Below are 6,891 nucleotides of genomic sequence, written 5' to 3' on the forward strand. Positions count from 1 at the left end.
CGACCTGGTCTGCGATCTCTACGTGACCACCCTCACGGAGTGAACGCATCAGATCCGAAAGTCAACCCCCGAAAGATTTACGGAGACGGCCACTAAGGACAGTTCGCGGCTCGGATACCGGCCAGGGAACTACGGCCGTTGCTTCGCATCGTTGGCTCCGGTGCCCAGCTCAGCGATGCCGGTGTCGTGGTCGCGGAGCATGCTCATTACGGTGGTCGGGGAGGGGTGCCGGCCACACTCTTGGCGCCCTGGGTAATGACCAGGCGGGAGGCGATCTCGCACAGGCTGAGGGCTTGGTCGCGCAGATGCAGGCCCCTGACCAGCTCCTGGAGGGCAGGCGAGGAGAAGAGGAGGAAGAGCAGATCTCGCCCTGAGCACGACAGAGCCCGGTCCCACGGGCCGGGCTCGATGCCGATCGCAGGCGGCTTCTAGGCGTCCCAGACGCCGGTGGCGGCGGCCTGGCGCGCGTAGTCGGTGAAGTCCTTCGCAGGGCGGCCGAGCACGTCGTGGACGTGGGTGGTCAGCTCGCTGTCGACATCCGGGAAGTCACCGTCGAACGACTGGGCGACATCAACGGGCATGCCCCGGGCGATGAGGTGGTCCCGGTACTGGGCGCCGGTGAGGTCGGTGTAGGTGATGGGGCGGCCCGTGGCGGCGGCGATCTCTGCCACGGCCTGGGCGAACGTCATCAGGCGGGGCCCGGTGATGTCGTAGGTCTTGCCGTGGTGGCCCTGGCCGGTGAGCGCGGCCGCGGCGACGTCGGCGATGTCTTCGCAGTCCACGAACGCGAACCGCGACGCGCCGTAGCTGCCGACCACCTCGCCCGCGCGGACGTCCTGGCGGGTGTTGGTCAGAAGATCCTCGTCGAAGTTCTGGTTGAACCAGTTCGGGCGCAGGATGGTCCACTCGGCGCCGGATGTGCGCACGGCGTCCTCGGCCTGGGCGAACTCCGCGGATCCGCCGCCGGTCAGCATCACCATGCGGTGGACTCCGGCCTGCACTGCGGTGCGGGTGAAGTCGCGGACCTGCCCGACCGACTCGGGGCTGCCCAGGCCCGCGTGCACGATGTAGACCCGGTCCACGCCCTGCAGGGCCGGGCCCCAGGTGGAGGGGTCCTCCCAGGAGAAGGGCGGTGTGGTGCTGCGGGAGCCGACCCGCACCGCATACCCCAGGTTGGTGAGCCGGCGGGCGACGCGGGCCCCGGTCTTGCCGGTGCCGCCGAGCACCAGGGCCGCCGTGGAGGAGTACGTGCTCATCGGGCCTCCTGCTCGGCCTGGGGGCGGGGGTTCCACACGCCGGTGGCGGCGGTCTGGCGGGCCCAGTCCGCGAAGTCCTTGGCGGGGCGGCGGAGATCCCCGTGATGGCCTCGCCGAACGTCATCGCCCGGGGGCCGCTGACGTCGTAGGTCTTGCCGTGGTGGCCGTCCCGGGTGAGCGCGGCCACCGCGACGCCGGCGATGTCCTCGACGTCGACGAACGCGAACCGCAGGTTTCCGTAGTTGCCGGTCACCTCGCCCGCGCGGATGTCGCCGCTGAAGTCGGAGAAGGTGTCCTCGCTGAAGTTCTGGTTGAACCAGTTCGCGCGCAGGATGGTCCTGTGGGGTGCGAAAACCCGGGTGCGGCCTCTGGTCTGCGGTTATCCGCCTCGTCTATGCGGCCCGCTGGTACTGGTTGATCAGGCCGTCGAGTACCTGCCGGCGTTGCAGGCGGACCTGATCGGGATCTCCGAGTGGAGTAGGGGTATGTGGTGGTTGAGGTGGTCGACGGTCTCGTGAGCGATGGGGGACGGTGGCGGTTGTAATGCCGTTCGTATGCCTGCAGGACTCGGCGGAGATGGCCTTCGTCGTAGATCAGCATCCGGTCGGTGCATTCTCTTCGGACGGTGCCGACCCAGCGCTCGGCCCTCGCGTTGGCCTGCGGTGCGCGAACTGGTGTTTTGACGACGCGGGCGCCGAGTGAGGTGAACACCTCGTCGAAGACTGCGGTGAATTTGGCGTCGCGGTCGCGAATGAGGAATCTGATGCCCTCGGCCCGCGCTCCCTGGTTCATGACCAGGTTGCGGACTTGTTGAGCGACCCAGATTCCGGTCGGATGCGCCGTGATGCCCGCGATGTGGACCACGCGGGTGGCGTGCTCGATGAAGAACAGAACGTGAGAGCCGTTTGAGGAAGACGGTGTCGACGTGGAACAGATCGCACGCCCAGATGCCCTCGGCCTGCGCTTTGAGGAACTGGCCCCAGCTCGGGCCGGTGCGACGTGGTGCCGGACCGAGACTGGCCTTTTTGAGGATGTCGCGTACGGTGCTGGGCGGTACCCGAAGGCCGATGCCGGTCAGCTCTCCGCTGATGCGCTGATAGCCCCATGAGGGATTCTCCTGGGCCAGGCGCAACACCGCCTCCCGGACCTCTGCGCGGGTAGAGGGACGACCCGACCGTTTGGAGGGGTAGGTCCACCGGCGCGTCACCAGCGTGCGGTGCCAGCGCAGCAACGTTGCGGGGGTAACGAAGAAGACGTTCCACGACGAGCGGGGAAGCAGCCGCGACAAGGCCGCGAGCACGACCCGATCCACCGGCTGGAGATCAGGACGGTTCACCTGACGGCGCAACACGGCGACCTGATGACGAAGCACCACGATCTCGGCCGTCTTGGCCCGATCACCGCGGCCCAGCAGGACCAGGAGCTGAAAGACCCGCCCGAGGATGAGGTAGAGGAAGGACCACGACACCGTCAGCAGGATGCCCGTGACCCCACCATGCTCGAGCCACGAACCCTCAGGTCAACCTCACCGGCTGAGTTTCCGCACCCCACAGGGTATCTGGAGAGCAAAAGCCCCTACCTGCGGTACGACACCGCGCTGACCCGCGGCTGGCCGATCGGATCGCCACCGGCATCATCGAGGGCACCTGCCGCCACCTGGTCAAGGATCGCCTCGACATCACCGGCGCCCGCTGGTCACTCGCCGGAGCCGAAGCCGTCCTGAAACTGCGAGCCCTGATCAGCAACGGCGACTTCGACCCCTACTACGCCTGGCACCTCAAACAGGAACACCGTCGTGTCCACCAACCCCGCTACCAGGACAGACTCCGCCTCGCAGCCCCTCGGGCGTCGGCTCACTCTCGGCCTCAACATCAAGCAGCCTAGCGATCTTGAATGTTCGTCGTCCAACAGGCCGTTACCCAAGCTGAACAGCTACCTCTGGGCTCTGGCGTACCGCAGTGCGATCTCCTGGAAGACCTGGGCCTGCGTCGGGTAGCAGTGAACCGTTTCGGCCAGCACCTCCAGCGGCACCTGGTTCATGATTGCCAGCGTAAGCTCGGTGATCATCTCACCGGCGTGCGCCGCCACAAGCGTCGCTCCTGCGATCTCGCTGCTGCCGCTGCGCGTGTATATCGCCCCGAATCCCTCCTCCTCGCCGTCGATGAACGCCCGCGCCACCTTGTCCAGGTCGAGCCGGTAAGCGTCGATGGTGACACCTTCGTTGCGGGCTCGGCGCGGAGTTAGGCCCACCTCGGCCACCTCGGGATCGGTGTAGGTGCAGTGGGGAATGACGAGCTCTCGTGCCGGGCGATGCGCTCCGTCCAGCGCGTTCGCGATACAGAGCCGCGCTGTCGCATTGGCCGCGTGCGTGAACTTCTGCGGGAAGGTTGCATCGCCAATGGCATAGATGTTGGGGTTGCTGGTGCACAGGTATTCATCTACCTCCACGCCATCCCCGTCGGCGTGCACCCCTGCCGCGCCCAGGCCCAGGTGCTCCACGTGCGCCTTGCGGCCGGTGCCGAACAGCAGCGCGTCATAGGGCAGCTCGCGCGTCTCGCCGGTGCCCTGCGCCAGCAAACGGCCGGCGCCCGCCCGTACTGCCTTGAACCCCAGATGGAGCCTTAGCCCCTCCTGCTCGAACCGGCGACGGATCAGCTCACTGACCTCCTGCTCATCATTGGGCAGCAGGGTCCTGGAGTGGCTGACCAGGTCCACCTCGCTGCCGAGACGGCGGAAGGCCTGGGCCAGCTCGCATCCCATTGGACCGCTGCCGATGACGACCAGCCTGGCTGGCAGCTCGGTCAGTGAGAAGACCGTCTCGTTGGTCAGGTACTCGCCTGTCCGCAGTCCCTCGATGGGGGGCACCACGGGGTCCGATCCGGTGGCGATCACGGCCGTCCGAAATCGCAGTAGCCTGCCCTCGACCTCCATGGCATTCGGCGCGGTGAAGCGCGTGTGCCCGAGGTAGACCTCCGCCCCCGCTTGCTCGGCCACCTCGACCGCATCGCCTGCGCTGCTGAGGGAACGCATCTCGCGGACCCGATCCATGACCGAGCCGAAATCAGTTTGGGGTGGGGCGTCGAGCCGAAAGCCGAACTCGGCCCCGCGGCTCGCATCGTGCACCGCGCGTGCGCAGCGAATCAGCGCTTTGCTCGGCGTGCAGCCGAAGTTGACACAGGTGCCCCCGGTCAGTCGCTGCTCGGTCATAGCGACGCGGTGCCCGCCTGCGGCAGCAGTTATGGCGGCGGTGAGGCCGCCCGGTCCGCCGCCGAGCACCACCAGGTCGTAGTCACCACCGTCGCGGTTGACCCAGTCAGGTGGGTGCCCCTGGCGGATCGTCCGCTGGTTGTGAACGTCATCGGGGTAGAGCTCGATAGTCGTCATGGCGCATCCTTCGTGGGCCAGGTTGGACGAGTTCCCGAGCGATCATGGGCGCGCAGGTCCAAAATATCGACTACATGGTCCAAATTACCGCAATACGGGCAGTTTCGCCACGTGGCGGTGATCGTCGACGCCACGCTGAAGAGTGGGTCCGTCGCCGAGAGCTGCCGTGGCGCACACGTGTCAGGCGCGCTGTCGCACCGCCGTCCCACGACGATTGTCGATCAGGTTCCGCCAGAGTGCATCCGCGCCGCGGCGTGCGATATCGCTTGCCGAGCCTTCGACGTGCGCGTACAACGCCCACCCGAGCATGGTAATGTGGTCGTTAGCGGCATTCGAGCCCGAGTTCCCCACGCGGAGCAGCCTGGCGAGTTCTTCGCTGTCGGCGATGTCGGGGCGGTCCAGGAACACCGGTAATGGGTGGTGACCGCAGGTTTTCTTCCAGGTCGCTGCCGCGTTCTGTTGGAGTGGTCGATGGTGGCATCGACATCAATGTGCAGCCACCCACCCGCGGCGGGTGCGGCACCGGCCGCCAGCGCCCGCGCGGCCGCGGCGACCAGCTCGGCGAACACCGCCCGGCTCGTACACCCGCGGACCCTTGTACGTGTCCGCGAGCACGGCCGCGACCTTGCACCAGAAGTGTGGCCAGGTCGGCGAGTTCGCGCACCATTCCCATCCCGGCATGCGACAGGACACCCAGGCCGTCAGCAGAGATTCGTACCCAGCCTGGCGTGTGGAACCCTTCAGAAATCATATTGTGTCTTGCAGGACAGACACTTTCGCATTTCGCACGCACTCATCGGCGGACTTTCGCGGAAAATCCAGGCTTGACTGACGCCATACAGACAAGGAGCGAACGCATGGAACGGGAAATCATCCGGGTCGAACCCATCGACAGCAATTTCGAGAAGTGGGGCGCGCCGGTGTCGACCTGTACCCGGGCCGGCAACATGGTGTTCATCTCGGGCATGCCGCCTTTCGACCCCGACACCGGGGAACTCGTCCCGAACGCGCCGTTCGAACGCCAGGTCGAGCTCATCCTCACCCAGATTAAGAAGGCGCTCGAGGCCGCCGGCTCGGACCTCGACCATGTGCTGAAGTGCAACGCAATGTGCATCTCGGCCGACCACTTCAACGCTTTCAACGAGGTCTACAAGCGCTTTTTTCCGAACAACCCGCCTGCCCGCATCTTCTTCTGCGTGCCGGAGTGGACGGGCCCCTTCGACATCGAGGTCGACTGTATTGCCGTCACGAAGGACTGAGGGCTGGGACGACATGACCGCGCCGCGCGCGGTGACGATCATGACCCAGACAGTGCAGGCCCTGGTCGCCGTCAACGCCGCCGCGGTGCAGGCGGGCCGACCCGACGCCCTGTACCGCTTCAAAATTCATCGCATCGGGTTTGAGCTGGGAGTTCTCCCAAGCGGCTACGCGGCTCGGCTGTACTCGTTGATCAGCCCGCCGAGCACCTGCCGGCGTTCGATCCGGCCTTCCAGCGTGTAGCGCGTCAAAACTCGCGCACGCGGGTTGAGCTGGGGTTTCACCAGTCGAGCCAGGCAGCTCTGCGCCTGCCGAAAAGCACGTCCATGCACGTCAAGCAGACCATGCATCGCATCCGAGGTCCGCTGCGAGCCATCCTACCTGCGAACGTAAATGACCAGGAGATGGCTGCTCGGTGGTTGCTCGCACACGTTCGATCCGCCGTAAAGTTCGAGCTCACCACGCAAGCCTGGCCCCAGACAGCCGCGCCGAGATGGGGACAAATAGCACATAGTGCCGATGGTCAAGAACGCACGGTTGCTCGGTGGTTGCTCGCGTGTACGCGTTACAGCACGACATGCGTCGGCATAGACTGACACGGTGACGGGCATAATTCCGGCCACGGCAATACAAAACATCACTCGGCGACACTGAGCGACATCGACCGAGGATTCTCATAATCCGTGGGTCGTGGGTTCAAGTCCCACCCGCCCTACTCTTCAATACCGCGTTCGACCTGGGGTTTCTCGGTTCTCGCCAGCCTCTGATCCCATTGTTGATCATGGCTGGTTGCTCGGTGGTTGCTCTTGTGTCCGGACCGTGTATCGCGGTAGATCATTTAGGCACTCATCGTCAACTCAGGCCCCAGTGATGAGCAACAGAAGATCAAGCCGGAAGACTGCGCCTGGCCGAGTAGCCGGGGGCATCGCAGCCCCCGGCCCTCACAGATCCGGACATGACAGTCTCCCGTCATCCGGCTCGTGCCGTCCCTGCT

General features: G+C 65.7%; 5 protein-coding genes and 2 pseudogenes. 3 read left to right on the plus strand and 4 right to left on the minus strand.

Features of this window, described 5'->3' with window-relative positions; all coding sequences use genetic code 11:
- Positions 1 to 428: 428 nt before the first annotated feature.
- Together ACFOY2_RS54470 and ACFOY2_RS54475 are read right to left on the minus strand one after the other, a co-directional pair.
- Positions 429 to 1,256, minus strand: coding sequence for an NAD(P)H-binding protein (locus ACFOY2_RS54470; protein WP_379536085.1), 828 nt, complete (start codon positions 1,254 to 1,256; stop codon positions 429 to 431).
- Between the two features lie 249 nt (positions 1,257 to 1,505).
- Positions 1,506 to 2,048, minus strand: a complete 543-nt coding sequence (locus ACFOY2_RS54475; RefSeq protein ID WP_379536088.1) for an integrase core domain-containing protein — start codon at positions 2,046 to 2,048, stop codon at positions 1,506 to 1,508.
- Positions 2,049 to 2,811: 763 nt separating this feature from the next.
- Between ACFOY2_RS54475 and ACFOY2_RS54480 the strand changes: the two are divergent.
- Positions 2,812 to 3,140, plus strand: a pseudogene (locus tag ACFOY2_RS54480) (ISKra4 family transposase); the annotation flags it as partial.
- Between the two features lie 48 nt (positions 3,141 to 3,188).
- Here the strand turns inward: ACFOY2_RS54480 and ACFOY2_RS54485 are convergent.
- Positions 3,189 to 4,640 carry an FAD-dependent oxidoreductase gene (locus tag ACFOY2_RS54485; RefSeq protein ID WP_379536086.1) on the minus strand — a complete coding sequence of 484 codons (1,452 nt, stop codon included), beginning with the start codon at positions 4,638 to 4,640 and terminating at the stop codon, positions 3,189 to 3,191.
- Positions 4,641 to 4,931: 291 nt separating this feature from the next.
- Positions 4,932 to 5,391: pseudogene (locus ACFOY2_RS54490) on the minus strand (IS1380 family transposase); the annotation flags it as partial.
- Positions 5,392 to 5,497: 106 nt separating this feature from the next.
- Between ACFOY2_RS54490 and ACFOY2_RS54495 the strand changes: the two are divergent.
- Both ACFOY2_RS54495 and ACFOY2_RS54500 read left to right on the plus strand, forming a co-directional pair.
- On the plus strand, positions 5,498 to 5,899 hold the full coding sequence (locus ACFOY2_RS54495; RefSeq protein WP_020578017.1) for a RidA family protein: 402 nt from the start codon (positions 5,498 to 5,500) through the stop codon (positions 5,897 to 5,899).
- A gap of 13 nt (positions 5,900 to 5,912) precedes the next feature.
- Positions 5,913 to 6,140, plus strand: a complete 228-nt coding sequence (locus ACFOY2_RS54500; RefSeq protein WP_379536087.1) for a hypothetical protein — start codon at positions 5,913 to 5,915, stop codon at positions 6,138 to 6,140.
- Positions 6,141 to 6,891 lie beyond the last annotated feature (751 nt).

It is taken from the genome of Nonomuraea purpurea (assembly GCF_042650645.1).
Lineage (GTDB): Bacteria > Actinomycetota > Actinomycetes > Streptosporangiales > Streptosporangiaceae > Nonomuraea > Nonomuraea purpurea.